The organism is Kribbella italica, from assembly GCF_014205135.1.
GTDB lineage: Bacteria > Actinomycetota > Actinomycetes > Propionibacteriales > Kribbellaceae > Kribbella > Kribbella italica.
On the sequence record NZ_JACHMY010000001.1, the window covers coordinates 4,795,544 to 4,820,048 of the forward strand.

Consider the following 24,505-nt stretch of genomic DNA (forward strand, 5'->3'; position numbering starts at 1 on the left):
TCATTCACTCCTTGCGATGAGTTCGACGCCGTAGAGGTCGCCTGCTTCGGTGGGTACTGCGATGGGTCGTGCGGAATCGACGTAGACGACTTCTTGCAGCGCCTGCGTCACTTCGGGAATCAACGTGTCGAACTTGTCGATTGCGGAGCCTTCGTCACTCCCGATCGTCACCGCAATCCGCCAGGTTGTTTGAAACACCAAGGCCGGGCCACGGGTCAGTTCGTTGATCAGCGGCCAAGCATCCCCGGCCTTCGTGACCTTCGGCTTCTTGGCATAGCCCTTGATGCCCGGGACCGTAGACAAGGCGTCAGCAATGCTCTTGCGAGTGGTGATCATCAGCCCATCACCAGCTTGCGCCACGGCGCTTCGAGACGCCTTACCTCCGGGTCACGGCCGGGGAGCCTCGCACCAACCGTGCCTAGGTCGGCGTCTCCTTGGAGGATCGCTAGCGGGATGCCCCGCATGGCGAGGTTCCGGGCGACTCTGCGGAACAGGGCTTCAGACAAGTCCTCGTCCCACTCCGCATCGTCAGCCGGAACCCGGCAGACCTTGGCCTGTGCCTTCTTCTCGGCAGCGAAAGCCTTGCCCAACTCCTCGGTGGTGTAGCTGGTGTCACCGAGGTAGTTGTCGGCATCGGTGACGGTCGGCGCGGTCATGACCTTTCCTCAGTCCTCGTCTTCGTCGTCAGCTTCGAGACGCGCAACCATCTCGGCCTTGTTGCCGGACGCGGGAAGCTCGCGCTCCCGCAGCTCAGCGCGCAGGGTGTCGGCCTTCCAGTCGTTGTAGTCCTCGCTGTCGTCGTCGCCGTCCTCGATCGGCTTGTCCGGGTTGATGCCCTCGAACTCACGCTCTTCGTTGCCCTTGACGAAGACATGCAGCCCTTCCTGCCGGACGGTGTACGTACGGCTGGACGTGACCACCGCACCATCCGGCAGCCGGACGTATCCGGTTGTGTCGAACTCGATCGACTCACCAACGTTGATTTGCTCACTCATTGGTCAGTTCTCCGATCACGCGGCCGCGTTGTAGGTGATCTTGCGGAGGCCGGTGACGTCGTAGACCACACCGGCGAAGTAGGCGAACACGCCCATGTCCCAGCCCTCGACGTCCTCCAGGAGCTTGTCGAGCCGCTGCAGGCCCGAGTTCCAGACGTGAACCGCGTTCGGGTCCGCGACATACGACTTGTCGTTGACGCCGGTCGCACCCAGCGAGGCAGCCGGGTACATGTTGTAGCCAGCGATGTCGATGAACGCGAACTTGCTGGCCGTCTGGCCGTCCCGGTTCTGCGGGTTGATGATCGGATAGATCTTCTCGTCACCTGCGGCGTTCGTCGCCAGGCCGAGCTTGGTGTAGAGATCCACGTGGCCGAACGCCCGGCTGAACCGGAAGCCGTCCGCGAGGAATTGCAGACCGAGCAGACCAGCCTCAACCGCCGCACCGGCCGCCAGACCGGTCGCGCCCACCGCGATTGCAGCGCCGAGTTCAGTGACGACAGCCGCGTTGATGAGGTCAGCGGTCCGGGTCTCCAGCGCGATCTTGAACGACCGCTCGAACTCGCTCCACACCAGGCCGGACACGACCGGGTTACCACCCTGATCCGCGACCTCACGAGTGATGTGGACCTTGCCGGACACCGGAGTCGGAGTGACCGTGGTTCCCGTCGCAGTGGTGACGTCGTCCGGGGTCGGCTCGACGCCTTCCGCATGATCGCGAACCATCGCGTTGGTCGCGGCACGGTCGAGCTTCGACCAGAAGAACGGCTGAACCGAGTTCAGCGAGCCCTTGTGGAAGTAGTCGTACAGCGGCGAGGCCGGAACCGGCGCCTGGCCCAGGAACATGTCCGGCCGGTACGTCGGCTGGTTGACTGCGGTGGTGCCGGCGGTGGTGACGAACTCCGGGCTCAGCCGTTCGGCGGTGAACTTCTGGAGCCGAGCCAGCGCCGCCATGTCACCATCCTTGCCAGCGGCAAGCAGGTCGGTCGCGAAGTCGAAACCGGACGGCGCACCCTCGGTACCCTCGAACCGGTAGATGGGCTCTTCCACGACCTGGAACTGCGCCGTACCCGGACCGACCGGGATCTTGACGTTTTCCAGTTCCGCGATCTTCTCGGTCAAGGACTGGACCTGCGCCATGAGCGCGGTGCCATCCTCCTTGGAGAACGTGGCAACGGCCCCGGTCTCCTTCTCGCCCTCAGGCATGTCTTCCTCCTTGTTTGATGCGGCGGACGCCGCAACGCTTGTGATCTGCGCTCCTGTGAACGCGGGGATCGGCACGACAGCAGCGCCGGTCAGGGTCGTTGCCTTGGCGTGCTGTACGCCGTCCCGTCCGGCGCTGAACTCGCCCTCGACCTCGGCAGAGAACGCCTTTAGCACCCGGTCTTCGGCGAGCGCCAGAACACGGTCACCCTCAGGGGTCCGGGCGACCTTGAATTTCGCCAGTACGCCAGCCGGCTGCGGGGTCAGCTCAGTTGCAACGCCGACCTGCGTGTAGAGGGACTTCCCATCGTGGCCGTAGTTCAGCACCACATCGTTGGGGTCGGCCGGAAGGGTGATCGTTCCCTCAGCGAAGGAGAACCGCGCAACCTTCCCGGTGACCGCGTCACGCGCCGGACGCGAAACCTCATTGAACGGCAGCAATACGCCGGTGAGAGTGCGCGTCTCCTTGTCGACAGCGAACGATGCCGCCGTGAAGGTGAGTGTCTGGTCAGGCATTGTTGTCGGCTCCCTCGGGTACGGCTGGCAGGGCAGCCGGGGTGGTGTTGGCTTCCGGTGCAGGCAGCCCCAACGGCTCCAGGCCGCGCTTCTCGCGCGCCTCGTCCGACACCAGAACCCTGGAACGGATGAGGATTTCGTCGGACTGCGCCGCAGCCAGGTCATCCAGCCGCAGGTACGAAGACGTGTCCCACATGACCTTGAAACCGCGTGGCGTCACGTCGTCCATCGACAACCGGCCTTCTACCGCAGTCATGTACGGGCCAAGCACGGACTCCAGCCGTTGGCGTCGCCGGTCCTGTGCGTTGAAGTAGGTGCGCGAAGTCGTGCTGACTGATAGCTCCTCGGCGTCGATGCCGGTCAGCCGCGCAATCTCGGTGACCGCGAACTCGCGCGCCTGTGCCATCTGCAGCTGTTCGGGGTTGAAGCCGTCGCGGTTGTACTTGAGCGCAGCGGGCACGTAGCCGGTCAACCGCTGCTGTCGCATCCAGAGCCAGTTGTCCAGGATTTCCTGGATCGTCCGCTCATCGGCTTCTTCCTGGGTCTCGTCGCCCGCCGGGATTCCCACGATCGGGTCAGCATCCTCAGCCGGAGTGAACCAGTCGGCTGGCGGCATGCCATCCGCTGCACGCATCGCGATCCGGTTCAGGGCGATGTAGGCACGGATTGCAGCGGAGGCAGTGAGCAAGCCACCGTTCGGGGAATCGATGCGAATCAGGCCCGGAATGTCAGGCCAGACCAGCGCCGATCCCTCCGGGTAGTAGACATATCGCGGCTGCACAGTCACCGTCTCGGCGTCCAGGCGCACAACCTCAGCGGGCTTCTGGTGCCAGCCGACGTGAGTCACCTTCCACCACGACCGCTCCGACAGGAGCATGTCCTCAATCGTTCGGGTCATCGTCACCGAGCGAGCCACGCCGGACTCCGGCTGACTCAACAGGTTCCAGTCGGTCGGCTTCCCGTCCGGCCCGATCAACAGCAACGGGAACTGACCAATCTCGCCGCAGATCAGATCCCTTGCACGCTTGATCGCCGGAGCAGCCAAGGCGTCGGCCCTGGGAATCTTGCCCCGGCCGTAGATGTAGTCATCCAGCGTTGGCGTTCCATACAGAACACCCGAGTCGATGTCGACTCCAAACCGTGGAGCCTTCGACTCGGGTGCACGTACAAGCTCAGCAGACATGGCGTGCCGCACCACCGGCGAACGCCCTAGCAGCAACGACCATAAGCCCATGCTTATAAACGATACCTGAAGCGCACTTGAGGTCTCGGCGCACAACCGTTCACGGCCCCTACGCCGGGACCTCCGCCCGGAGCCCTGTACGGCGCTGGCGAGGTTTGGATGTCATGGCTTGCCGGGCATTCCGGGACCTCCGGGACGCCCCTACCCGCCCAAACGGCTCTCATCGGCCCCTGGCCACGATCAGCCGGACAGGCCCGGCCGCCTTCCTCCGCAACGCACTCACCGCCCACACCGCAGCCTTGATCGCGTCAGCCCGCTCCTTCGAGGCGAGTCGTGGCCCGTCAGCACCGGGCGTGGTCCTTGCCGAGAGCACCTGCCCCGATAGGTGTGCACCGCCGTCGTGCCGGAAGGCATCTTCTGCGATCAGTCTTTGCAACTCGGCAATTGATGATCCCGACCGGCTGACACCCTTGCGGGTCCGCAGCCCTCGCACCGCCGGGTCCTCCATGAGGCTCGCCCCAACCGTCACCAGCTTGCGATAGCCGGTCGCCTTGACCGCTGCAACGGCATCGCCCAGGTCCGCATAGTCCTCCGACGACACCACAACCCGGTCGCCTACTCGCCAGGCAAACGCCACCGAGCACCCGGCACCGAACCAACTCTCAACCGCTGCCGCATCGGGCGGGCTGGTTGGCCGGCTGGCTTGCAGCAGTTCCCAGACCTCGGGCTTGACGGCTTCCTGCCCTCGCGTTGCAGCACCCTTGAGCTTCCACATGTTGAGGTACTGGGCCTTGAACCCCTCGATCGGATCAGGGTCGTCCGCGTCCGGGTCCTCCTCGCCTGCAAGGGCTTTCGCGTACTTCTTGGTGATCATCTGTCGCCGGTCCTCGGACCAGTGCGGCGATGCGGCCCGCCAGACCTCCGGGTCGGAGATGTCCGCACCCTCCGGCGCACCCCACAGCAACAACAGCGTCTCGCCGTCGTCGGCCGCGAGGGCATCCCTGATCCTGTTCCGCATCAGGCTCGTTGCACGACGGTGTGCGGTGCTTGTGAGGTGAAGCTGCGGCTCCTCCCGCTCCATCAACGCCGGTTCGAGACCTTCGCTCACGGTGTCCGGCTTGACGGCCCACGCCTCGTCCACCATCCCCAGCGTGACGTCGTACCCGTACACGGCATCCTGCGCCCGCACCAACCACCGGTCCGAGTCCGGTGTTTCGATCGCCTCTTTGCCGTTCCCCTTCGTCACCTTCCATTCGACGCCACTAGCCCACCGCCAGGCGTGCCGCTGGATCTCGCGGCAGATCGCCATGTCCTGCCCGGTATGCATGACGGTCTGGACCTCGCCGAACAACTCCGCATTAGCCATGCGCCACAACGCAACCCCGCGCAGCCGAATGGACTTGCCGATCCGGCGCGGGCCGGACTCAACGACCGTCCGCCAAACCAGGCGTCCGTCCGCGTCGTGCTCCAACTGCCGCACAATCGCCAGCTTCTGCCACCACCGCAGCGTCAGCGGCCGTCCGGAGTTGTCGGTCTGGGTGGCTTCGATCCACTGGATCGCCTCAGCGCCGTACGAGCCCACAGCGTTGTCCGGCGGAGGCGTCATAGCGAGCGGAGGCGCAGCGTCATCCGGCACGGTCGTCCGCAGCCACGGGTAGCGGCCGCCGATGTCAGGGTCCCACCTGAGCCTTTCTGGGACTTCCTTGGTGGGGGATGGTGCATCCTTGCTTGCAGAGAGAGAGAAAGGAAGAGGCCGCGATTCCGTTAGTGGTGTTGCAGCGGAAAAACCAGCGTCACGCAGTGCGTCAGCTTTGGCTTTCGCAATGACAACAGACTGACCTGACTTATCGCTGCATGCCTTGTGCTCGACGCACCAGTTGCTCGGCACCCAGGTCAGCTCAGGGTGAGTAGCTCTCGGCTTGATGTGGCCAACAACCCAAGCATCGTTCGACCCAACAACCTTCCCGCACTGCCCGCATTCAGCAGGCAACCGCTGGCCTACATACTGCCGAGCTACCTCAACCTTCCTCCCTCCCCAAGCGCTCATCGTCCCACTCCCCGCCGGACCCCAAACGCAAGGCACGTCTCTGCGACGATGTAGCTAACTCCAGCGAGTCCCCAAACAACCGCAATCGTCACCACAGGCTTATCCGTACCAACCGCCATAACAGCAGCAACAATCGTCGCCGTACACAGAAGCTGGGCGATGAACACAATCAACATCGCTCTCAGTACTCTCATTGCAGACACCCTTCTATCTCGCTTGTTCGGTGGTTCCCTGCATCTACTTCGGATCGCACATCTTTCATTTGCTGTAGGAACTCCTCCGCCCGGTGGTTCCCGGTGCCCCCTATAGGGAGGCACCGGGGGAACCACACGGCTCCGGTAGTTCCCGGTCGTTCCGGAACCACTGGGAACCACTGGGAACCACCGGCCGTAATCACTCCTTTTCACTCCCCACGACCACCGGATTCCAGCCCGAAGCAGTCAACTCCGGCTCGTCTTCTCCTGGGTAATGGAGCTTCGACCTGTTCGGCCCGTCCTCAACCCGGATCCAGTTCATATCGACCGCATACGAGACCGCGCGCTGAACCTCGGTCGCCTTCTTGTGGATCTCTTTCTCAATGCCGGATTTGTTGATGGGCTTTCCGGTCGCGTCGAATTGCTCCCGCACCAGCGTTGCGACTTGGTAGGCGAGCGATACCCGGCGCTGATCGGCGCGCGACCCCACGCCATTCACGCGCGTCAGGGTGCGGGTGGACGGCTCGAAGGACAGGGTGAACTCGGGGACCTCGACATCACGGCCCATCGCCGTCATGAACCGCAGCGACGGGTCAATGTCCGAGCCACCCCGGTACGTCCAGATCACGTCCGGCCAGTCCATCAGCCTCGCCCCACCACGCGCCCGGACAACCGCGTCGTCGTCCTGGGCGTCGTGGCCGGTGTGGGCTACCAGCACCAGCACGTTGACCTTCGCCCGACGCTTGATCTCGTCCAGCGCCCGCAGCCACTCCCGGATCTCGCTGTTGCTGTTCTCCTCGCCGTCATACAGCGCGCCAAAAGGGTCCACCACCCACACCTTCACGCTGTGACGCTTCAACCACTTAACGGCCCAGTCGCGAACCTCCTTGTTTCTAAGGGGCATCGACTGTCCGCGCAGGTGTAGCAGGGACACGTTCTCGGGGTTGCGGACCTTCATGTCCTTCAGCCATGCGACGGCCTGCCGCTCGGACACCTCGCAGTTCCACCAGGCGACGTTGCCAACCGGGGTGATCCGGAAGGCTCCGAAGAGGTCATCCCCGTCAGCGATCGAGCGCACGAGGTTAAGGGCTGCGGTGGTCTTGCCCTTCTTGTACTGGGCGTTGAGGAGGACGTTCGCACCTTCGGGGATCAGGTCCGCAACCGTGAACTCAAGGTCCGGATAGTCCATCTCCAGGTACTCATCGAGCGTGCCTGTAGCTCGTGGCGGCTTCCATCCCTCAGCCAGCAGTTCGGCCTTGGCCAGATCATTGATGCGGAACTTGCGTTTCTGGTTATCGATGTGGGGACGGTCGGGATCGACCTTGGGCGCAGTGCGGCGGACGGCCATCACGCACCAGCCGGGAAGTCCGGCACCCAATCGCAACCGCACGGATCAACGACAGCGATGTGCCCGGCGACATTCGCCCAGGGGATCACGAACTCGGCCGGGTCCTCGCACAGGTACCGGCCGGACAGCCGGTGAACGATGACGCGGAAGCCGTGGGCCTCGGTGCGCTCGACGTACCCGTACACGAAGTGGCTCTTGCGGAGGCGGACTAATACCCAGTCGCCCGGATCGATCAACGAGGGTTCGTTGTTGCTCATAGTGCTGAACCTGCTTTCAGGGGAAGGAGGGGAAGCCGAGCGCGCGCTCATCGGCAGTGAGGTTGAAGGTGTAGCCAGCGCTGGTGAAGTCCTCGGCACGAGCCGTCTCCGCAATCTCGCGCAGCGCCTCGGGATCGAGCCGGTGGAACCGGTTGACCGAGTGACCGGCCTCGATGTGGTCGCGTGCGTCCTTGCCGATGCGGGTGCGGACGATGCGGAGCTTGCGAGCGGGGATGCCCGCCCACCGCAGGAGGTCGTAGCGCCGTAAGGCACACACCGCGCCGGGAATGTCCCGGTCGGCTACGAGGTAGATGCGTCCGCGCCAGCCCTTCAACCAGTCAGCTTGGGCCTGGGTTGCATGGCCGGCTGCCTGGTGGTGCGACGTTGCGACGTAGCCGAGTGAGGCGATGGCGTCCGCGTCCCGCTCACCCTCGGTCCAGAACAAGTCCGCACCGGTCTTGCGTTCGCGGAGTACCTGGGGAAGGCGGTACAGGATGCGGTCCGCGTCATCGGGCTTACCCGGCTCGAAGCATCCCGAGTTCCAGCCGTCCCGGCCGTAGGGCATGAAGTAGCGGAAGGTCTTGCCGCGTTCGTCGTTGGTCTCGAAGCGGACCTTGATGAACGAGCCGTTCTTGTGCTCGTCGTAGTACGGGAAGACGTGCGTGCGCTTCATCGCTCGGCCGGGATTCTGTGCTGCTCGATGAAGCGGTCAATCTCCTCCCGCTCCACGAACACCGGACCCTTGGGACCGGACGGCTTGATCACCGCCCACTTCTTCTCGGTGATGAAGCGTCGGATCTGCCGGAGGGTGAACCCGTACTCCTCCGAGATCGCCTCCACCCGGAGCAGCTTGGTCTTGGTCGCTGCCATGGTCGTTCCTCTCCTCGCCAGAGAGGAGCCGGAGACGACAAAGAGGTCTGCCTCCGGCTCCCCTTCCGACAAATTGCGTCGAATAGGAACCGGCGCAGACCTCAACAGGTCAGTCAGCGCGTTAGCGCCGGTATTGCTCAGTGATCGGCGTCACTCGTCCGTCTCAATCGGACGGCACAAAGCCTACCCGACCGGACATGCCACGACGGTTCGTCATGGTTCACGGCGAATAGCAGGAGTAATTCACGCCCGGCCGCGCTGCTACGGCGCTGTAGGGCTCCGATCAGCCACACCTACAGGCGTTTGCCCTGGTCAGGGTGCTGGTGAGACGGAATCCCTTGCAATACTGGGGTTTGACGACATCGCGTACGTTGACCGTCGTAGACCGCTGTTAACCCACGCAATGAGGTTTCGTCGTTTCCTAAACCGTGCGTCGCAGGTTCGAATCCTGCCGGGGGCACCGGAGTTTCGTCGTACTGCGGTGCCCCGGCAGTGCCGGCAGCGGCTAGCGGCCGAGGGATCGCCAGAACGTCAGGCGGTGGTCACTGGTGAAGTCGGTCCGGCGGGTTCCGGACGGGGCTAGCGACAGGACGGACCGGTCGGTCGGAGTTGCCGGGCGCCAGTACGTCGTGCCGCTGACATTCGGGTTTCCGGAGCGGGCGAAGGCGGTCCAGCGCTGGATCAGTTCGTCGGCGAACCGTTCGTTCGGGGGCTCGAACATGGTCAGGTCGAAGAAGTACGCCACCTCGCTCATGTGGTGGGATCCGGTGGGCCAGTACGGCCGCGGCATTCCGGCGTACCAGGGGGCGTCGCCGGAGAACTCGAAGGTGTAGGTGGGAGTCCGCGCCGCCAGCAGGCGGTTGGTGCGGTCGGCGGGTAGGGACCAGTTCGCGTCGGTCATCACCGTGGCGAGTGCGCGGCCGCTCGGGCGGACGTCGGCGTACTCGGCGATGATCTTCGAAGCGTCAGTGCCGAAGGCGTCCCGGATGGCGAGCTCGTACGCCGCCTGCGTGATGGGCTGCCCGGTCGCGACCTCCTGGGCGCCGTACCGCCCGGTCTCCTCGTCGTGGTTGACGCCGTGCAGCACCGGGACCCGATGGAGCCGGCCGGCGCGGAGCGACTGGCTGGGGTCGCGCGGAAGGATCGGTCCGCCGGTGATGGGCCGGAACTCGGCGGTCTCCGTCGCGGCGAGCAGTTCCTTCGCGCCGATCGATCGGAGGCCGGCGGCGTGCTGCATCCCGAACGACGTGGCCAGCGCGCTGCTGAACTTCTGCGCGTCGGCGCGTGACGTGGTGGACTCCTGAGCGCACGGCGCGCTCTGGATGATCGCGCGGTCGAAGAGACCGGTCGAGGTGGGCGAGGTCAGGTGCGCGCACACGCTGTAGCCGCCGGCCGACTCGCCCATGATGGTCACGTTCCGCGGGTCACCGCCGAAGGCGGCCGCGTTCCGGCGCACCCATCGCAGCGCGGCCTGCTGGTCTTCCAGGCCGAAGTTGCCCGCGTACTTTCCGAGCGACGGGTCCGCGAGGAATCCGAACACCCCGAGCCGGTACTGCGGCTGGACGACGACCACGTCGCCACGGGACGCCAGCCGGTCCGGGCCGTACAGGCTGTTGGCGCCGTACTTGAAGTCGCCGCCGTGCAGCCAGACGACGACTGGCTTCTGACCACTCCGCCGCGACGGCGTGGTGACGTCGAGGTAGAGGCAGTCCTCGTTCGTGCTCGGTACGGCGATCGGGAACTCGCCCTGCGCACAGGATCCAGCGGGTCGCGTGGCATCCCGTACGCCGGCCCAGCCCGGCGCAGGTCGCGGCGAACGCCAGCGGTACTCACCCGTCGGAGGTGCGGCGTACGGGACGCCGCGATAGCTCTGCACCTCCGCTCGCGCAATCCCCCGGATCGCCCCGTTCTCGGTCCGTACGACGGTCCCGTCGGCGGTCGGCGTGACTCCCCCGGCGCTCAGCGCGACAACCCCGGCGACTGCGATCAGCTCCTGAATCACGGTTGCTCCTCATGTTGGCGGAGTCCTCACGCTTCCACCCGAGGCCGCGCGGCACAGTCGAGCCAGACCTACGAAGGAGGTGGTGCTACCACCCGGGTCGCCGCTGGATCCAGGCCTCCAGGCTGCAGCCCGCTAGGTCACCCGGCGGGCGCGTAATCTGACGGCATGTCCGTGTCGCCGTACGCCGAACTGCCGTCTGTTGCCGACATCGCTGGTGACGTCGCCGGCGTGGTCGCGCGGTTCGTGGGTGGCGAGACTCACGCGTTCGCGTTCGGCGACGGCGGGGTGCCCGAGGCGGTCGTCGCGAGCTTCGACCAGTACGACGAGCTTCGCGGTGCGGAGGTGTTCGGCAGCCACCAGCACGTGGTCGGTCCCGACATCCTGAGCCGCCAGCTGCCGGAGATGGTGGAGGCGATCCGCCGCGGAACGTTCGGCCCTCCGGTCTTGGTGGGCGACCAGGCCGAACCAGTGCTGGTGGTGATGTCCGCACAGCAGTACCGCACCTTGCGCGGCGACGACGAGCCGCCGCCAGGCGTGATCGACGACCCGACGATCCGCACCTACGACTCGGCGCCGACGCCGGGCAGCAAGCCGTTCAGCGTGGACGAGTGGGCCAAGGACGATCCGTTCACCCAACAGATGCTCGACGAGATCCGGCAGGAACGCGGTACGGCCGATGGCTGAGAGCCGGCCGTTCCAGGTCCTGCTCGGCGAGGGCGCCGTACAGGACCTGAACCGGCTGCGGGATGCGGCGGCCGCGGAGGCCACGCAGTACCCGGATGACAAGTCGGCGGCGCGCACCGCGAACCGCACGCTGTTCAAGAACGTCCTGCGCGAGCTGCAGGATCTCGAGACCGGGGCGTCGAAGGGGCACCACGTGCTCGGCGCCCACCGCGGGATCGGTGACGGCCGGGACATCGTCGTGTCGAAGATCGGCGACGGTACGGGGAAGCCGAACCATCGTCTGACCTTCCGTGAGATTCCCGGCCGGAACGCCGGCGGGACCGATGCGCGGGACGTGATCGCGATCGGTGCTCGGCACGGTGACGACAACGTCTATCAGCAGACCGGGGCGCGGCTCGGACGGACGGCCGACCGGATCGCGGAGCTGGACCGGTTCGGTGAGGCGCAGGTCGGGAGCGGCGGCAAGGCACATCAGCGCCATCCCGTGCTGGACGCGAATCGTGCGATCGCGCATGCGTTCGACGGCCAGACGCCGCTGTCGGGGACGAGGCCGCTCAGCGAGGCAGGCTTCGGAAGCCGGACCGGTTCGAGCGGCACGACCAGACAGGCCGGCCGGCAGGTCGGTGGTCGGCCGGATCCGCAGCGCGGGCAGTAGTCAGGTCCTGCCGGGGCGGAGGCGAGAGCCCAGTGCTACTTGACTTCCCAGCTGTGGGGGCAGACCGAGCAGCGGTGGGCCAGGTCGTGGCCGGCAGGGCGGCGGCAGATGTGGTGGTCGTGGGCGCTGACGCCCTGCAGTGTCATCTCGGCGGTTGCGCCGCAGGTCTGCGCGCGCTGCGCGTGAGCGCCTGTTCCCTCTGTCACAGAAGGAATCCTAGCGTTAACTCACCGAGGTCAGGCGACTGGACGGCGAGGCGTGGGCGGACCGGCGAGTACGACGTGCTCGCGCTGAAACTCCTGGTGGGGTTGACCATCAGCGGACGCCGTACCCGGAAAGCCTTTGCACGTTGGCGGGAAGTCAGCTGCGGCGCTTCCTGCGGCGGGAGCTGCAGTGGAGGTACCACGCGTAGGCGAGCAACGCGCAGATCGTGCCGTTGAGGAGGCCGGCGGTGACGTCGGTGATGTGGTGCATTCCGCGGTAGAGGCGGGAGAACGCCACGAGGAGCGGCATCGCGAGGCAGAGGACGACCGTGGTCCAGCGCAGCCAGGGGCGTTCGATGCGGAGGGCGAGCAGCGCGAAGGCGACGTACAGGCCGGTGGACGCGCCGGTGTGGCCGCTGGGGTAGCTGGCGGTCGGTGGTGACGCGTCGAGCTTTTCGACTTGGGGGCGGTCGCGGTCCACGATCTTGGCGGCGATCAGGAAGATCAGGCCCTGCATCGCGATCGCGACGGGGGCGACGAAGGCCAGGCGCAGGTCGCGGGTCCGCCACAGGATCAGCGACGCGACGACGATGCAGACCCCGATCACGCCGACGGTGTTGCCGATCTGCGACCAGACGGCGGTGATCGTGTCCCAGGTGCCGTCCCGGCCGGCGGCGAGGTCTTCGTTCACGGTCTCTTCGGCGCCGGTGATGCCGTCGAACGGTCCTTTCAGTGCGAGCCCGAAGCCGATGATCAGGCCGCCGAGGGCTACGCCGGGTGCGACGGTCCTGGTGAGGAGGTCGACGCCGTCCTGCCGATGAATCCGATCCATGAAGCGAACATAATGCCCAGACCGAGTACGTGCCCGGCGAGAATGTCGGACGGGAAATGCGCACCGATGAACAGCCGGTCCAGACCGACCACGACCGGTACGACGATCGCGAGCGCGACGGCGACGCGGCGCTGGGTCGCGGACAGCAGCGGCCAGAGCAGGAACACCAGTACGCCGGCCGCCAGCGTGATGTTCAGCGCGTGGCCGGAGGGAAACGAGTAGCCGTGCGCGTGCGGCACCGAGTCGTCGACCACCGGTCGCGCGCGCTGCGCGATCGGCTTGGCGATGCCGCCGATCCCCCACCCGACCATCATCGTGACGAACGCCCACAGCGCCCGGCCCTTGAGCTGCTTGGACCGCCAGGTCCAGACCGCTGTCGCGGTCGCCACGGCGTACACGAAGATCGGCAGGCTGACGACCTGGATCACGGTCAGCGCCGGTACGAGCCCGTGCCGGACGCTGAACCCGGTCGCCTCCCGGATCGCCGCCTCGTCGGCCCGGATCAGCGGATCGAACTGCTGCCGCACTGCCAGCCCGAGCAGCACGACCGGCAGCGCGAACACCAGCATCGCCAGGACCCCACGGAACAACCTCCAGCTCCGCGTCCGGACGACCGCAGCCGCACTTGCCCACCGCACCGTCATCACCAGCCTGTACCCATCGTGGGTACAGGCTGACATTCACCTGCCGAGACAGGTCCCGTATCGCTGCACGTCAGTCGGTGCCGGTGACGTCCAGTAGGAAGCGTTGGGCGGGTGTCAGGCGCTGGTACGTCTCCGGGCGGAGGTAGGCCTGCTGGTCCAGCTGCTGCGGGAGGTGCCGGTGGGCGAAGTACGAGTGCATCGCTCGGCGCGGGCGGGTGGTGTGGTTCTGGGTGCCGCCGTGCCAGAGGTGGCTGTTGAAGATGACGACCGTGCCGGCTTTGGCGGTGAGCTGGATCTGGTCCGGATGGGTGGCGGCCGGGTCGGGCATTTCGTCGCCGGGCATGGTGCCTCGGCGGTGAGAGCCCGGTACGACGCGAGTGGCGCCGTTCTCGGGAGTGAAGTCGTCGAGGAGCCAGATCGAGTTGCAGACCTCGTACTCGCCGGGGGCGACCGGGCGGTCGAAGTCGGCGTGGAGGGACTGGTGGCCCTGGCCGGGGAGGGCGGCGCGGCTGTTGAGGGACGAGAGCCTGAACTCGGCGCCGAGCACGTGCCGCATCGCGGCGAGGACTCGTGGGTGGCTGAAGCAGATCTCGAACATCGGGTCCTTGTTGATCAGGTCGGCGAGGCGGTCGGCTCCGTGTTCCTGGTGCACCTCGAGGCCGGCCTGGTCGCCCTCGGCGGCGGTGAGTTCTGCCATCCGCTGGTTGAACGTGTCCACCTCCTCGAGGGTGAGAACGTCTTCCAGGGGAAGGAATCCGTCGCGGTCGAGCCGGTCCAGCTCGTCCTGGGTGAGTTCGCTGCCGGTCACGCCGAGGTCGCGCAGCGCGGTCGCCATGTCCATCAGGTGCTCCTTGTCCGGGTGGGAAAACGATTCCAGCATCGAGCGAACTAGGCTGGCAGATCAAGACGGTTTCAGGGCGGGAAGGTTGGGGCGCAGTGGTGATGGGTACGGGGGCCGGATGCTCGTAGCAAAGCGGTACAGGCTCGGTCCGTCGATCGGGCGTGGGGGCATGGGTGAGGTGTTCCGTGCCGTCGACGAGGTGCTGGAGCGGCCGGTCGCGGTCAAGCTGCTGCTGCCGACCGAGCACGATTCCAGTGCCAGCGAGCGGTTCCAGCGGGAGGCCCGCGCGGCCGCGCGGCTGAGCGATCCGCACGTCGTGTCGGTGTACGACTTCGGCCCGCACGGCGACGGGTTCTTCCTGGTGATGGAACTGGTCGAGGGCCGGGACGTCTCCCGCGAGCTCGAGGACAACGGGCCGGTGCCGAAGGACCGGGCGATCGACATCGTCGAGCAGGCCGCGCACGGCCTCGCCGCCGCGCACCGGGTGGACGTCGTCCATCGCGACGTGAAGCCCGGCAACCTGCTCGTGGGCGCGGACGGCATCGTCAAGGTCGCGGACTTCGGCATCGCGTCCGTTCCGGGCCAGGGCGCGACCACGCTGACGGCGACCGGCCAGATCATCGGCAGCTCCCGCTACCTGGCGCCGGAGCGGGCGCGGGGTGGGCGGGCCGGTCAGCCGTCGGACGTGTACGCGCTGGGGTGTGTGCTCTACCAGCTCGTCACCGGCGATCCCCCGTTCACCGCGGACAATCCGACCGCGATCCTCTACCAGCACGTCGACGCCGATCCGGTGCCGCCGAGCGCCGAGCGGCCCGAGCTCGCGGGCGCGTTCGAGCAGGTGCTGCTGCGGATGCTCGCCAAGGACCCGGCCGCCCGCCCGACGGCCGCCGAGATCGCGGGCGGGGCGTTGCGGGCGCGATCGATCGGCAGCGACTGGCGCGGGCTTGCGGCGGGCGCTGCGGGCGCTGGTGCTGCCGGGGCTGGCGCCGCTGGGATGGGCGTCGCCGGAGCAGGCGCAGCCGGCGCAGGCATAGGCGCAGCCGGAGCTGGCGCTGCCGGAGCGGATGCGCCGACCGTCGCAGCTGCGGCCGGGGCGGCCGGCGACGGCACGACCCTCGGCCAGGGGCTGACCGCCGAAGGAGATCCAACGGGCGCCGTACCGCCCGGTGGTCAGGCGGCCGGAGGGCCTGCCAAGTCGCGCACGAAGCTGATGGCGATCAGCGCGGTCGGCGTACTGGCCGCAGCCGCGGCCGCGATCACCGGCGTCGTGCTCTACGGCAACGAGCCGACCCGGCCGCCGACGACCGACCTCCGACCGAACGTCACCCCCAGTACGCCGGGCTCAGCCACCAGTACGACGGACCCGAGCACCACGAACGACCCCACCCGGACCGGCCCCACCGGCCCGGCAACGACCCAACCCACGCAGACGCCGTCGAACAGTCCGACCCCGACCACCACCCCATCCAGCACGCCGACCCCGACGCCGTCGCCCACCACGCAACCCACCCCCACCCCCAGCGACCCGCCGCAGTCCACGCCGACGCCGTCCAACACCCCGTCGAGCACCCCGCCGTCCAACACCCCACCACCCAGTACGCCGGCCGACCCGCCCACCACACCGGACGAGCGCAACAGCGCCACGCCCCGGTCGGACTGAAACCGCGCCCGAGCCAACCTCGCCGGGTACTTCACCACTCTTTCGTCGTAACAGCGACGAACGGAGAATCGCCATGAAGCACACCCTGAGGTCGATCGGCGCAGCGATCGCCGTACTGGCCGGTGCCGCGCTCATCGCCACCTCGGCAGCGGGCGCCGCGTCCGCGGGCAACCCCTGGCACGGCGTCTCGGACGGATTCCACAACAGCGGGCTGTCGGCCGGTCACCCGTGGGACGTCGGGTCGGACGGCTTCCACGGCACGGGGTTGTCCGCCGGCCACCCGTGGCACGGCTAGCACCCACGGCGATCGAACGCCGAGGTTGAGTGATTCTCCTCATGCGCCGATCGCCCGGCGGCCGGAGGATCTTGGTCATGACGAAACCAGTTCAGCCCTCCCAGACGGGGGCGTTCTACGCGCAGGCGGTGGCATCCTTCGGGATCTCGGTGACGGCGATGGCGATCGGGCTGATCTACCTGCCCGCTGAGGCCTGGGTACGGGGGTTCCTGGCCCTGGGACTCCTGTACGTCGTGACTTCGACGGTCGTGTTGTGCAAGGTGGTGCGGGACCGGCAGGAGCTGGCCGGCATGACCAACCGGGTCGATCAGGCGCGGCTGGACAAGCTGCTGAGCGAGCACGATCCGTTCAAGGTGGAGGTCTGAATTGACCGCAGCGGAGTGGCGGCTGCGTGCCGTACGGCCGATGCTCACGGCGTACGCCGGTACGCCGGGCGTCGACGCGGCAATGGTCGGCGGGTCGACGGCGCGCGGGGACGCCGACCGCTGGTCGGACGTCGAGGTCGGGGTGTTCTGGTCCCGGCCGCCGTCGATCCAGGAACGCCGCGCGATCGTCGCGGCAGCAGACGTTCGGGTGGTGAACGAGCACGGCCCGCCCTGGCACGACCACATCTCGCTCGGCGCGAAGAGTCCGGACGGGCTGATGGTCGAGGTCGAGCACACCTTGACGAGCGCCGTCGAACAGACGCTCGACGAGGTACTCCACGACCACAAGCCCGACGGGCCGGCGCTCGGTCTGCTCCAGGGGATCGTGGACGGGCGCGAGCTGACCGGCGTACGGACGGACGTCGTACGCCGGTGGCAAGCGCGGGCCGCCGACTATCCCCGCGGCCTGGCGATCGCGGTCGTCGAGTCCAACGGCGCGATCGAGAAGTTCTGGCGCCTGCGCATGCTGACCGAGCGCGAGAACCCACTGCTGCTCGCCCGCGAGTCCGTGCGGATCTCGAACCAGCTGCTCAACGTCCTGCACGCCCTGAACGGCAAGTACTGCGGCCATGTGCTCGCCTTCAAGAGACTCGACACGATGGAACGGCACCTGACGATCGCACCACCCCACCTGGCGAAGCGGCTGCGCCAAGTGTTCGCCACGCACGACACGGAGGTCCTCCGCAGCTTGGTCGAGGAAACCTTCGACCTGCTGGAGATCCACCTACCGGAGGTGAACCTCGAGCGCCTGCGCACGACCTTCCGATCCGAGCGCACCCCGCTGGAGGAACTCCCAAGCGACGGCTAGAGCCGCGGTCCTAGCGAGGGGCGACGTAGACCCAGTCGCCGTGCTCGCGGGTGAAGTAGCTGTTCTCCTGCTGGGCGCCGCCGGTGTACGACGCGCGGAACTCGACGGTTCCTTCGGTGTGGAAGGCGGTGCCGGCCGTCGTGCCGAGAATCTCCAGGCCGGTCCAGTCGGTGGCGTCGAGTTCGAGGGACGGCGGCCGGGTCTTGGCCGACCAGGTGCGGAGCAGGTAGGCGACATCGCCGACCACGAACGCGGAGTAGCGCGAGCGCATCAGCTGTTCCGCGGTCGCGGCGGTCTTCTCACCTCGGTGGAGCATCCCGCAACAGGACTCGTACGTCGTACTCGAGCCGCACGGGCAGAAGACCGCCGGACGTCGTTTCGCCATGGCGACGATTGTCGCCTACGGCGTCAGCGCTGGGTCGGGTCGATGTGGTCCGTGGCGTTGTCGACGTGGCCCTGCGCCTGGTCGGCGAGACCGTCCACGTGGCCCTGGGCCTGGTCCGCGTAGCCCTGGCCTGCTTCGGTGACCTGGTCGACGGGCACATCCACACCGGTGGCTTCGGTGAACTGGTCCGCGGCGCCCTGCGCGTTGTCGACGTGGCCCTGCGCCTGGTCGGCCAGGCCGTCCACGTGGCCCTGGGCCTGGTCGGTGACGCCCTGGGCCTGGTCGGTGGCCCCTTCGGCGGCTCCGCCGAGGTGGTCGGTGACGCCGCTGACGTCGATGCCGGTGGCCTCGGTGACCTTGTCACCGGCGCCCTGCAGCATCTCGGTCGCCTTGTCCTTGAACTTGTCGAAAATGCTCATCGCGAAATCCTTCGGTCTCAGGGTTGGGGACGAGCTATGAACTCATCAACCTACAGACCGCGTTCAACTGAGCGCTCAACGTCGTCAGTCGTCGGCCGGAGCCCTCGATACTAACCGGCCTCGTCGGTATTCGCACCGTACAACGACCGGATTGCCGCCTGTAGGGATCTGCCCACCGGCTGACCTACCTCAACCAGCCACTCGGAATAGTCGTCGAGATACTCGAGCTGGTTAGCGATCGCGCCCCGCAGATCTGCATCAGTGAGAGCTGCGCGACTGAGCTCGACCTGCCACTGAGGTGAGACACGCTCCAAGAGATCAGCTCCGAATGCCAGGCCGGCCGCCCGCACGTTCAGGCTTCCAAGGCGAGTGTCGACTAGGATGTCGGCGGCTCCGCGCCAGTTCTGCCGGTACTCCTCCTGCCTGCTTCCTCGACCGAGACCGACACTAGCTGCGACCCAGCCATGTACGTCGGGATCGTCGATGGAGATGACCGCGCGTTGAAGGGATGCCGAAGCACGCTCAAGATCAAAAGAAGGCAACGCGGAGGCGACCCTCACCAGCCATCCCAGACTCATCCAGTGCGTTTCAGAGTCCACGATGAACTCCCGATCGGCTGCCCGCTCGATCACGCCGACAATTGAGGCACTGTGCCGATCCGCTAGCGCCAAATCCAGCTCAGACAGTGCACGCAGGAGGTGGGCTGCATCGCGGACAGCGAGACCAGCGATGGCATCGTCTGAAATCGCCTCCGCCAACTCGATCGCATATCCGCGAGGCCCCCAGATCTCCAGCGCACCGAGCAGCATCGGGCAGGCTTTCAAGTCAGAGGCAAAGCCCCAGGAGATCCGGCGTGCCACGCCTTCGACGTCAATCTGCTGAGCCCACAACCTGGCGATCTTGGCTCCCTGCGGTCCCCACGATGCGAACCCTCTGAGAAGACTCTGCACAGCCATCGGCGACCTGAAGTAGCGGGCTCGGCTACCCCAGGCATAGAAGAGCCCCGTCAGCACTTCATCCGGCACCTCGAACGCTGAGCGGGCAGTCATTCGCATCAGCATCCCGAGCTGAACAGGAGAATCGATGTCCCGCAACGCACGTGCGCGCTGACTCCACTTGCTGCCGGGCTTCGACAGCGCCACGCCGATCGATTCGGCGAACGGCGCATCAATGCGGTTGATAGCGTGGATCAACTCGATAGCCAAGGTCGGATTGACGAACTCGCGCTGTACCAGCCGCACGATCCCATCGGTGGAGTAGACAACATCTTGTGCATGCTTCTGTTTGAGAATCTTCGCGATCCGCATCGGCGAGGGCGTGCTGGCATCGGCCGACGTTCCGGCCGGACTTGAAACTTTGGCACGCCGCTTCACCACTCCGCTGAAACGGCCACCCAGGTAGAGCCAATTGAGTTCACGCACGCATTCCAGAGCGAAGACCGGGGCGAGAGCACGAAGCAGGTGCAGAGCTTCCGCAAGTTGCGCTGGACTGGCGAGTTGCTTCAGTCTGGCGGCCCACACCCTCGCCTCGTCATGGACACCGGCCAGGATGCCCTCCCTCCGGAACTCCATCCCAGCGTCCTGCAGCGTGTAACATAGTGCCTGAACCGCTCTCAGAGCGAGCAGGACGTTGCCAATTCTCAGAACCTTGAGTGCCGATTCCAACCAGACGTCGTCGAGGAATCTGTCGGCAAATTCGTCCGACTTCGTGAGCCGCAGCGCGCGGGCAAGTCGATGGAATGAGGTGCGCGCCTCGATCGACTGAGAGTTCGTCATCCTGGACAACAACAGATTCTGGTCGATTCTGGCCGACAGAATGTCCAGGAACCGCTTGGCAATGTCTCCATCTTCGTGACCGGCGAGCAGGAGCGCTAGTCGAGGGGCATGATCCTTGTCGTTGTCTCGGAACTCGTACAGGAAAACTTCGGCACAACGATCGAGGAGACCATCGATGATCTCCTGCGGCGCGTGGGCGCCGATGAGTGACGTCATCAACGAGAGAACGACGCTTCCCCGCACCTCTTGCCGCAGAGATTCATTGATGAACGGCGTCAATTCGCGCACCATCATCGTCGACATGCTCTCACCAGCGGGTCCCCAGATGTTGTCGACTGCCGCGAGAGCCGAGAGAACATGACCGGCTCCCTTGAGGTCCGCCATTTCCAGTACCGATGCCGACAAAGAATCGAGTACCGCCTGATCGAGTGTTATGCGGTCATTCGCGTAGAGAACAGTCATAGCCGATGAACCATTGATTCTCAGCAGATTCCAGATCAGGCGTGCGGACAGCCAGGGGGTGGCAGGCTGCTGCGGCAGCTTGCACCACACGTGCGATCTCACCCAAGCCGGGACCCCGGAGTATTTCAGCACCCCTCGAGCAGTCCAACCGTCGATCTCGCCCAGCAGATGCAACCCTTGATTGAAGCTGTAGACCGTAGTAGATGGAAGCGATGCCCGCACCAATTCGCCAAGGCGACGGTGTTCCGGGGTCGGGTGCTCACCAGTTTCCGTCCTGTCGACAAGGCGCCGCAGTGCGATGTGCGCAAGGACTAGGCCGGCATTCCCCGTCGGCACGGTCTTCAGCATTCGTCTGATCCCGGCGGACCTCTTAAACCGGTCGAGAAGAAGCGACCGCCGCTCGGCCCCGTATTTGAGCGCTGCTTCCACGAGCTGGACACACGCCTTATAGTGCTCGACTGAGCGTGGGTCCGCCGTCTCCACGGCAGCTACGACCAGGCTCTCGAGTTGCTTGGCTGTGGATTCTTCGAACAGGCGGCCGAGCTCCAGAATGAACGGCACCGCCTCCGAGGGTGGCCGAGTCACAATTAGCGGACGCACGCTGTCCGCGACACCCGCTAGGACCTCCAGGTAGAGCAGTTGCAGGTCGTTGTCGATCGCGTGGTCTCGGTGCGCACGGATCGCCCGCAGACAGGTGGCGGACTCGCGCAGCGACTGGTGCCCCCAGCCGAGGATCGCAAGGTTCTTGAGCAATGCATCAAGAAGCTGATTCCGGTCCTCGTGACTGAAATGTGTGCCGCCGGCCAGCAGCGCATGCGCTGTCAGCATCGCGGGGGCATCGGCGGTAATGTGCTTGGTCAGGGTATCCGTCAGCCGCAGAAGCAGCCGTCGGTGCAGGCGTGGAGCAGTAGCATCCGCAGCCATTAATGTCGCGGTCATCAGCTCCAGGGCCGGTTGGTTGTACGTCCGCAGGAACGGTTCGAAGAACACGATCAAGGCCTGGTACTGAGCCTCGGCCATCCGCCGCCATCCTTCGTCGGAGTACGGATTGGCCGAAGGGGGAGATGCGGACGCTAGTAGAGCTCGGCACACGGATGTCTGCCGGAGGTGCCAGCGCCCAGAGGTGTCCATTTGTGCGCCCAGCTTCTGCATGGTCAGCTGACCGGTCTTGGCCAGGAGCTCGGCCGGTACACCGACGCGGACGAGACTGCACGCGGCGAGGGCAACGAGTTCGGATCGCTCCGGCTCGGCAAGGTCGGCGCAGATCCGCCGGCCGTAGGCTCGCCGGATACCCTCCGCCGGGGTGATGAACTCGGTCGCCGTCTGTCCACCACCAGGGCTTGAGCTGCTTGCTGATGTCGCCGTCTTCGCGGCGGCCGCGTGGTTCTCTACGAGATCCGGCGAGCGTTCGAGCAGGAGATGAGCCAGAAACCAGATGTCTCCCCCTGCTGCCCGGCGGGCCAGCGCGAGTTGCTCGGTGGACAGATCCAGATTATTCGCGACCGCGAAGTCCTCGGTGAAGGTCTTGATCTGTTCGACCTTGACCAGGCTCGGAACGGTGGCCACCTCGTCGGTGGCCCACCGCGTGCCGCCCGCGTACAAGCAGACGGCCACGATCACCACGCCAGTCTCCACCGCCACACCAGGCAGAACACCATCGAGGTCCGACGCCGCTGAGTGCGGCAGCAGGTCCTCGAGAACAACCAAGGCATTCGAGGTCATGGGCACTTCAGTGGCAGCGTGGGCAAGCCTCACCAGGTGAGTGAGTTCAGCAGCGTTCGGAAGCAAGCCGTTGCTCAGCTGGAGCTCGATGATCGGCCGTTGCTTCGCTTCCGAGTCCGCCACGAACTTCAGCAAAGCCTGGCGAGTGGAGACTGTGCGCGCCGACGATCGAGGACCACCCACCACGATGACCGGCGCACCTGCCCGAAGCTTCCGCAAGATCGTTCTCGCGGTCGATGTTGGGACGATGTCGTGCGGATGGTGCGCAACGATGGGCGTCACCGGGTTCTCGACGAGAGAAGCGCTGTGCTCCAACTGCCGCAATCGCTTCTCCGCCGTCCGGGTGACGACCGACGACCAGATCTCCGGCCAGATCTCCGAGCATGCCGTCGTGACTGCGCCGACCGCACCTCGCTGATACAGGGTCAGCCCGTACTGCTCGACCGCCTTGGACTTCACCGCCTTCTCGCCGCTGTTCAAGCTGTCAATGATCTCTCCGGCCGCGGAGACCGCACCTGACAGCAAGACCTCCGATGCGGGCAACTCCAAGAGTTTTTGCATGATCGCGCCGGCAACTGCCGCACCGGCCGACTTGTCGTGCACCTCCAAGTTCGGCGGGAACCCGTGGAGCTCAGCGAGCTCCAGCGTGTGCCATCGTTCGAGGATCTCCGGCGCCACCCCCATCTCACCCGCGGCAAGCAGCCCAGCTCGCAGCCCCGCGGCAACGCCCTCGCAGAACTGACCAGTTAGCCGGAGTCCTGATTTGATGGTGCTGCCGCCCGCGTTGCCTGCGGCGTACGCCACGATCTCGAGAACTATTCCGCGATTCGACTTCACGTGGATTGCAGGAAACGCGAACTCGAGGCGTTGCGGATCATCTGTCAAGCGGATGTCTGAGACAGCTGCCGTGCCGAGTGGCGCGGTTGCCGTCGCCAGCCCCCCGACCAACTCGTTCAGCAGGTAGCCAGCCGGACATTCGTCGAGATGCTCTCCAATTCTTTGCCACGGACCGTCCGCAAGCCGGATGCGGGACTGCAGAAGAGACAGTCCACCACGGCCAGATGGCGGTTCGACTCCAGCTCCTTCCAGCGCCGGACGCAGCCACTCGGGGATGAATCCGACACCAGCAGGATCGTTCCGTATCAGCGCCTGGTATGCGTCCCACACCGCGTACACGGCATGCCGGATCCTTTCTCCGGACTCCTGTGCCTCCAGGTCGTCCCCCAGGTTCACGGCTCGCACAGCAGAGTCGAGGTCGATCAACTCGGCCTGTACCTGCAATGCAAGCCGGCGAGTGTTCGAAGATCCGTCAGTGCTCGTCATCGACGTCATCCGGATCAACCAGACCGATGTGGTCGCGTAGTACTCTGGACGGCGGCAGATCTTCGGGATTCGGGATTAGCACAGGCTGGCCACCATGAGGCAGCTCATCCATAGTGTTGACAGTCACTGCCGTCAGGGGCCCTGCGGTCTGCCACAGGATCACGTTAGATCCCACCTTGGCTGCCATCACCTGCGCTCCGGGCTCGTTACTTCCCTGATCACCCTCCGGCGCAAGGTGATAGGTCGCCCGTCGTTGTCCATCTTGCTCAGCAACGATCCCCGTCGAAGCTACTGCTCTCTCCAGGTCGTCGTCCGCTACCACTCTCCCCACCCGGCGCACCCCCCGATGACGGAGGGAGACCACCACTCGATCGGCCTCGCCGGGCGCTCTGGCCAGTAGCCTCACGACGGCCTCGCCCAAGGTCGTCAGACCGCCGAGTTGTCCTGGTGTGACAATCTCCAGTGCCTCCAGGACGAGACGGGAGCCAGGGCCGATCGCCTGAAGAGCGAGTTCCTGAGCCGAGGGCGTCAGATATGCGAGTCCACCGACCATGTCGATCAGGGTGTTCGGCAGAGACTCCGCAACTCGCTGCGCCTCCGTCTTATCGATTTCATCGACCGTTCCCGGTGGATCGACATAGTCATCCGATTCGTCGCTGCCAGGGCACATCAGCTTCTCCAACCAACTAGTACCTCGAAGTCCTCCGGTGGGACCCCCAATGACAAGTACGCAGGGACCTCCCTCCTTGGCCACCGAGTT

The 24,505-nt window shown here is 65.9% G+C and carries 25 protein-coding genes; 6 read left to right on the forward strand and 19 right to left on the reverse strand.

Features of this window, described 5'->3' with window-relative positions; translation table 11 throughout:
• From HDA39_RS22275 to HDA39_RS22325, 11 genes are all read right to left on the reverse strand, one after another.
• On the reverse strand, positions 1-336 hold the full coding sequence (locus tag HDA39_RS22275; protein WP_184798006.1) for a hypothetical protein: 336 nt from the start codon (positions 334-336) through the stop codon (positions 1-3).
• The gene (locus HDA39_RS22280; RefSeq protein ID WP_184798008.1) at positions 336-656 is read right to left on the reverse strand and encodes a hypothetical protein; all 321 of its coding nucleotides are present in this window, start codon (positions 654-656) and stop codon (positions 336-338) included. The genes HDA39_RS22275 and HDA39_RS22280 overlap by 1 nt, the downstream gene beginning before the upstream one ends.
• 9 nt (positions 657-665) lie before the next feature.
• Complete coding sequence (locus tag HDA39_RS22285; RefSeq protein WP_184798010.1) at positions 666-995, reverse strand: SAP domain-containing protein; 330 nt, start codon at positions 993-995, stop codon at positions 666-668.
• Positions 996-1,010: 15 nt separating this feature from the next.
• Positions 1,011-2,711 (reverse strand): hypothetical protein, encoded by a 1,701-nt coding sequence (locus HDA39_RS22290; protein ID WP_184798012.1) that lies wholly within the window; start codon positions 2,709-2,711, stop codon positions 1,011-1,013.
• On the reverse strand, positions 2,704-3,894 hold the full coding sequence (locus HDA39_RS22295; protein ID WP_184798014.1) for a phage portal protein: 1,191 nt from the start codon (positions 3,892-3,894) through the stop codon (positions 2,704-2,706). The genes HDA39_RS22290 and HDA39_RS22295 overlap by 8 nt, the downstream gene beginning before the upstream one ends.
• Positions 3,895-4,114: 220 nt before the next feature.
• Positions 4,115-5,782, reverse strand: coding sequence for an HNH endonuclease (locus HDA39_RS22300; RefSeq protein ID WP_184798016.1), 1,668 nt, complete (start codon positions 5,780-5,782; stop codon positions 4,115-4,117).
• A gap of 552 nt (positions 5,783-6,334) precedes the next feature.
• Positions 6,335-7,483: an AAA family ATPase gene (locus tag HDA39_RS22305; RefSeq protein ID WP_184798018.1), complete on the reverse strand. Its 1,149-nt coding sequence runs from the start codon at positions 7,481-7,483 to the stop codon at positions 6,335-6,337.
• A complete protein-coding gene (locus tag HDA39_RS22310) occupies positions 7,483-7,740 on the reverse strand; it encodes a hypothetical protein (RefSeq protein WP_184798020.1) in 258 nt (85 codons plus the stop codon). The genes HDA39_RS22305 and HDA39_RS22310 overlap by 1 nt, the downstream gene beginning before the upstream one ends.
• Before the next feature lie 16 nt (positions 7,741-7,756).
• The gene (locus tag HDA39_RS22315) at positions 7,757-8,413 is read right to left on the reverse strand and encodes a toprim domain-containing protein (RefSeq protein ID WP_184798022.1); all 657 of its coding nucleotides are present in this window, start codon (positions 8,411-8,413) and stop codon (positions 7,757-7,759) included.
• Positions 8,410-8,610, reverse strand: a complete 201-nt coding sequence (locus HDA39_RS22320) for a hypothetical protein (protein ID WP_184798024.1) — start codon at positions 8,608-8,610, stop codon at positions 8,410-8,412. Before HDA39_RS22320 ends, HDA39_RS22315 begins: the two co-directional genes overlap by 4 nt.
• A 505-nt stretch (positions 8,611-9,115) precedes the next feature.
• On the reverse strand, positions 9,116-10,612 hold the full coding sequence (locus tag HDA39_RS22325; RefSeq protein ID WP_184798026.1) for a carboxylesterase family protein: 1,497 nt from the start codon (positions 10,610-10,612) through the stop codon (positions 9,116-9,118).
• Positions 10,613-10,777: 165 nt separating this feature from the next.
• Between HDA39_RS22325 and HDA39_RS22330 the strand changes: the two genes are divergently transcribed.
• Both HDA39_RS22330 and HDA39_RS22335 read left to right on the forward strand, forming a co-directional pair.
• Positions 10,778-11,296 carry a hypothetical protein gene (locus tag HDA39_RS22330; RefSeq protein WP_184798028.1) on the forward strand — a complete coding sequence of 173 codons (519 nt, stop codon included), beginning with the start codon at positions 10,778-10,780 and terminating at the stop codon, positions 11,294-11,296.
• Positions 11,289-11,951: a hypothetical protein gene (locus tag HDA39_RS22335; protein ID WP_184798030.1), complete on the forward strand. Its 663-nt coding sequence runs from the start codon at positions 11,289-11,291 to the stop codon at positions 11,949-11,951. The genes HDA39_RS22330 and HDA39_RS22335 overlap by 8 nt, the downstream gene beginning before the upstream one ends.
• Positions 11,952-11,986: 35 nt before the next feature.
• On the opposite strand, the gene HDA39_RS22340 is transcribed toward HDA39_RS22335, so the two are convergent.
• The 4 genes from HDA39_RS22340 to HDA39_RS22355 form a co-directional block, all read right to left on the reverse strand.
• Entirely contained in the window at positions 11,987-12,157 is a 171-nt protein-coding gene (locus HDA39_RS22340) for a hypothetical protein (RefSeq protein WP_184798032.1), read from the reverse strand.
• 154 nt (positions 12,158-12,311) lie between these two features.
• Complete coding sequence (locus tag HDA39_RS22345; protein ID WP_184798034.1) at positions 12,312-12,986, reverse strand: phosphatase PAP2 family protein; 675 nt, start codon at positions 12,984-12,986, stop codon at positions 12,312-12,314.
• On the reverse strand, positions 12,923-13,576 hold the full coding sequence (locus tag HDA39_RS22350; RefSeq protein ID WP_184798037.1) for a phosphatase PAP2 family protein: 654 nt from the start codon (positions 13,574-13,576) through the stop codon (positions 12,923-12,925). Before HDA39_RS22350 ends, HDA39_RS22345 begins: the two co-directional genes overlap by 64 nt.
• 124 nt (positions 13,577-13,700) lie before the next feature.
• Positions 13,701-14,510: a phytanoyl-CoA dioxygenase family protein gene (locus tag HDA39_RS22355; RefSeq protein ID WP_238356123.1), complete on the reverse strand. Its 810-nt coding sequence runs from the start codon at positions 14,508-14,510 to the stop codon at positions 13,701-13,703.
• Positions 14,511-14,589: 79 nt separating this feature from the next.
• Between HDA39_RS22355 and HDA39_RS43350 the strand changes: the two genes are divergently transcribed.
• The 4 genes from HDA39_RS43350 (at position 14,590) to HDA39_RS22375 (ending at position 17,659) form a co-directional block, all read left to right on the forward strand.
• Complete coding sequence (locus HDA39_RS43350; RefSeq protein ID WP_184798039.1) at positions 14,590-16,131, forward strand: serine/threonine-protein kinase; 1,542 nt, start codon at positions 14,590-14,592, stop codon at positions 16,129-16,131.
• A gap of 73 nt (positions 16,132-16,204) precedes the next feature.
• The gene (locus tag HDA39_RS22365; protein WP_184798041.1) at positions 16,205-16,426 is read left to right on the forward strand and encodes a hypothetical protein; all 222 of its coding nucleotides are present in this window, start codon (positions 16,205-16,207) and stop codon (positions 16,424-16,426) included.
• 77 nt (positions 16,427-16,503) lie between these two features.
• Positions 16,504-16,791: a YiaA/YiaB family inner membrane protein gene (locus HDA39_RS22370; RefSeq protein ID WP_184798043.1), complete on the forward strand. Its 288-nt coding sequence runs from the start codon at positions 16,504-16,506 to the stop codon at positions 16,789-16,791.
• A gap of 1 nt (position 16,792) precedes the next feature.
• Positions 16,793-17,659: a nucleotidyltransferase domain-containing protein gene (locus tag HDA39_RS22375; protein WP_184798045.1), complete on the forward strand. Its 867-nt coding sequence runs from the start codon at positions 16,793-16,795 to the stop codon at positions 17,657-17,659.
• Between the two features lie 10 nt (positions 17,660-17,669).
• Here HDA39_RS22375 and HDA39_RS22380 read toward each other — a convergent pair whose 3' ends face one another.
• The 4 genes from HDA39_RS22380 to HDA39_RS22395 form a co-directional block, all read right to left on the reverse strand.
• A complete protein-coding gene (locus HDA39_RS22380) occupies positions 17,670-18,044 on the reverse strand; it encodes a YchJ family protein (protein WP_184798046.1) in 375 nt (124 codons plus the stop codon).
• Between the two features lie 23 nt (positions 18,045-18,067).
• Positions 18,068-18,463 carry a hypothetical protein gene (locus HDA39_RS22385; protein WP_184798049.1) on the reverse strand — a complete coding sequence of 132 codons (396 nt, stop codon included), beginning with the start codon at positions 18,461-18,463 and terminating at the stop codon, positions 18,068-18,070.
• 110 nt (positions 18,464-18,573) lie between these two features.
• Entirely contained in the window at positions 18,574-23,754 is a 5,181-nt protein-coding gene (locus HDA39_RS22390; protein ID WP_184798051.1) for a hypothetical protein, read from the reverse strand.
• Positions 23,732-24,427: a hypothetical protein gene (locus tag HDA39_RS22395; RefSeq protein ID WP_184798053.1), complete on the reverse strand. Its 696-nt coding sequence runs from the start codon at positions 24,425-24,427 to the stop codon at positions 23,732-23,734. Before HDA39_RS22395 ends, HDA39_RS22390 begins: the two co-directional genes overlap by 23 nt.
• Between the last annotated feature and the right edge of the window lie 78 nt (positions 24,428-24,505).

What these genes read in the sequence shown, in the direction of transcription:
- HDA39_RS22275 (WP_184798006.1), bottom strand. Translation starts at nt 336, where the DNA reads ATGATCACCACTCGCAAGAGCATTGCTGACGCCTTGTCTACGGTCCCG.
- HDA39_RS22280 (WP_184798008.1), bottom strand. Translation starts at nt 656, where the DNA reads ATGACCGCGCCGACCGTCACCGATGCCGACAACTACCTCGGTGACACC.
- HDA39_RS22285 (WP_184798010.1), bottom strand. Translation starts at nt 995, where the DNA reads ATGAGTGAGCAAATCAACGTTGGTGAGTCGATCGAGTTCGACACAACC.
- HDA39_RS22290 (WP_184798012.1), bottom strand. Translation starts at nt 2,711, where the DNA reads ATGCCTGACCAGACACTCACCTTCACGGCGGCATCGTTCGCTGTCGAC.
- HDA39_RS22295 (WP_184798014.1), bottom strand. Translation starts at nt 3,894, where the DNA reads ATGTCTGCTGAGCTTGTACGTGCACCCGAGTCGAAGGCTCCACGGTTT.
- HDA39_RS22305 (WP_184798018.1), bottom strand. Translation starts at nt 7,483, where the DNA reads ATGGCCGTCCGCCGCACTGCGCCCAAGGTCGATCCCGACCGTCCCCAC.
- HDA39_RS22310 (WP_184798020.1), bottom strand. Translation starts at nt 7,740, where the DNA reads ATGAGCAACAACGAACCCTCGTTGATCGATCCGGGCGACTGGGTATTA.
- HDA39_RS22315 (WP_184798022.1), bottom strand. Translation starts at nt 8,413, where the DNA reads ATGAAGCGCACGCACGTCTTCCCGTACTACGACGAGCACAAGAACGGC.
- HDA39_RS22320 (WP_184798024.1), bottom strand. Translation starts at nt 8,610, where the DNA reads ATGGCAGCGACCAAGACCAAGCTGCTCCGGGTGGAGGCGATCTCGGAG.
- HDA39_RS22330 (WP_184798028.1), top strand. Translation starts at nt 10,778, where the DNA reads ATGTCCGTGTCGCCGTACGCCGAACTGCCGTCTGTTGCCGACATCGCT.
- HDA39_RS22335 (WP_184798030.1), top strand. Translation starts at nt 11,289, where the DNA reads ATGGCTGAGAGCCGGCCGTTCCAGGTCCTGCTCGGCGAGGGCGCCGTA.
- HDA39_RS22345 (WP_184798034.1), bottom strand. Translation starts at nt 12,986, where the DNA reads ATGGATCGGATTCATCGGCAGGACGGCGTCGACCTCCTCACCAGGACC.
- HDA39_RS22355 (WP_238356123.1), bottom strand. Translation starts at nt 14,510, where the DNA reads ATGCTGGAATCGTTTTCCCACCCGGACAAGGAGCACCTGATGGACATG.
- HDA39_RS43350 (WP_184798039.1), top strand. Translation starts at nt 14,590, where the DNA reads ATGCTCGTAGCAAAGCGGTACAGGCTCGGTCCGTCGATCGGGCGTGGG.
- HDA39_RS22365 (WP_184798041.1), top strand. Translation starts at nt 16,205, where the DNA reads ATGAAGCACACCCTGAGGTCGATCGGCGCAGCGATCGCCGTACTGGCC.
- HDA39_RS22370 (WP_184798043.1), top strand. Translation starts at nt 16,504, where the DNA reads ATGACGAAACCAGTTCAGCCCTCCCAGACGGGGGCGTTCTACGCGCAG.
- HDA39_RS22380 (WP_184798046.1), bottom strand. Translation starts at nt 18,044, where the DNA reads ATGGCGAAACGACGTCCGGCGGTCTTCTGCCCGTGCGGCTCGAGTACG.
- HDA39_RS22385 (WP_184798049.1), bottom strand. Translation starts at nt 18,463, where the DNA reads ATGAGCATTTTCGACAAGTTCAAGGACAAGGCGACCGAGATGCTGCAG.
- HDA39_RS22390 (WP_184798051.1), bottom strand. Translation starts at nt 23,754, where the DNA reads ATGACGTCGATGACGAGCACTGACGGATCTTCGAACACTCGCCGGCTT.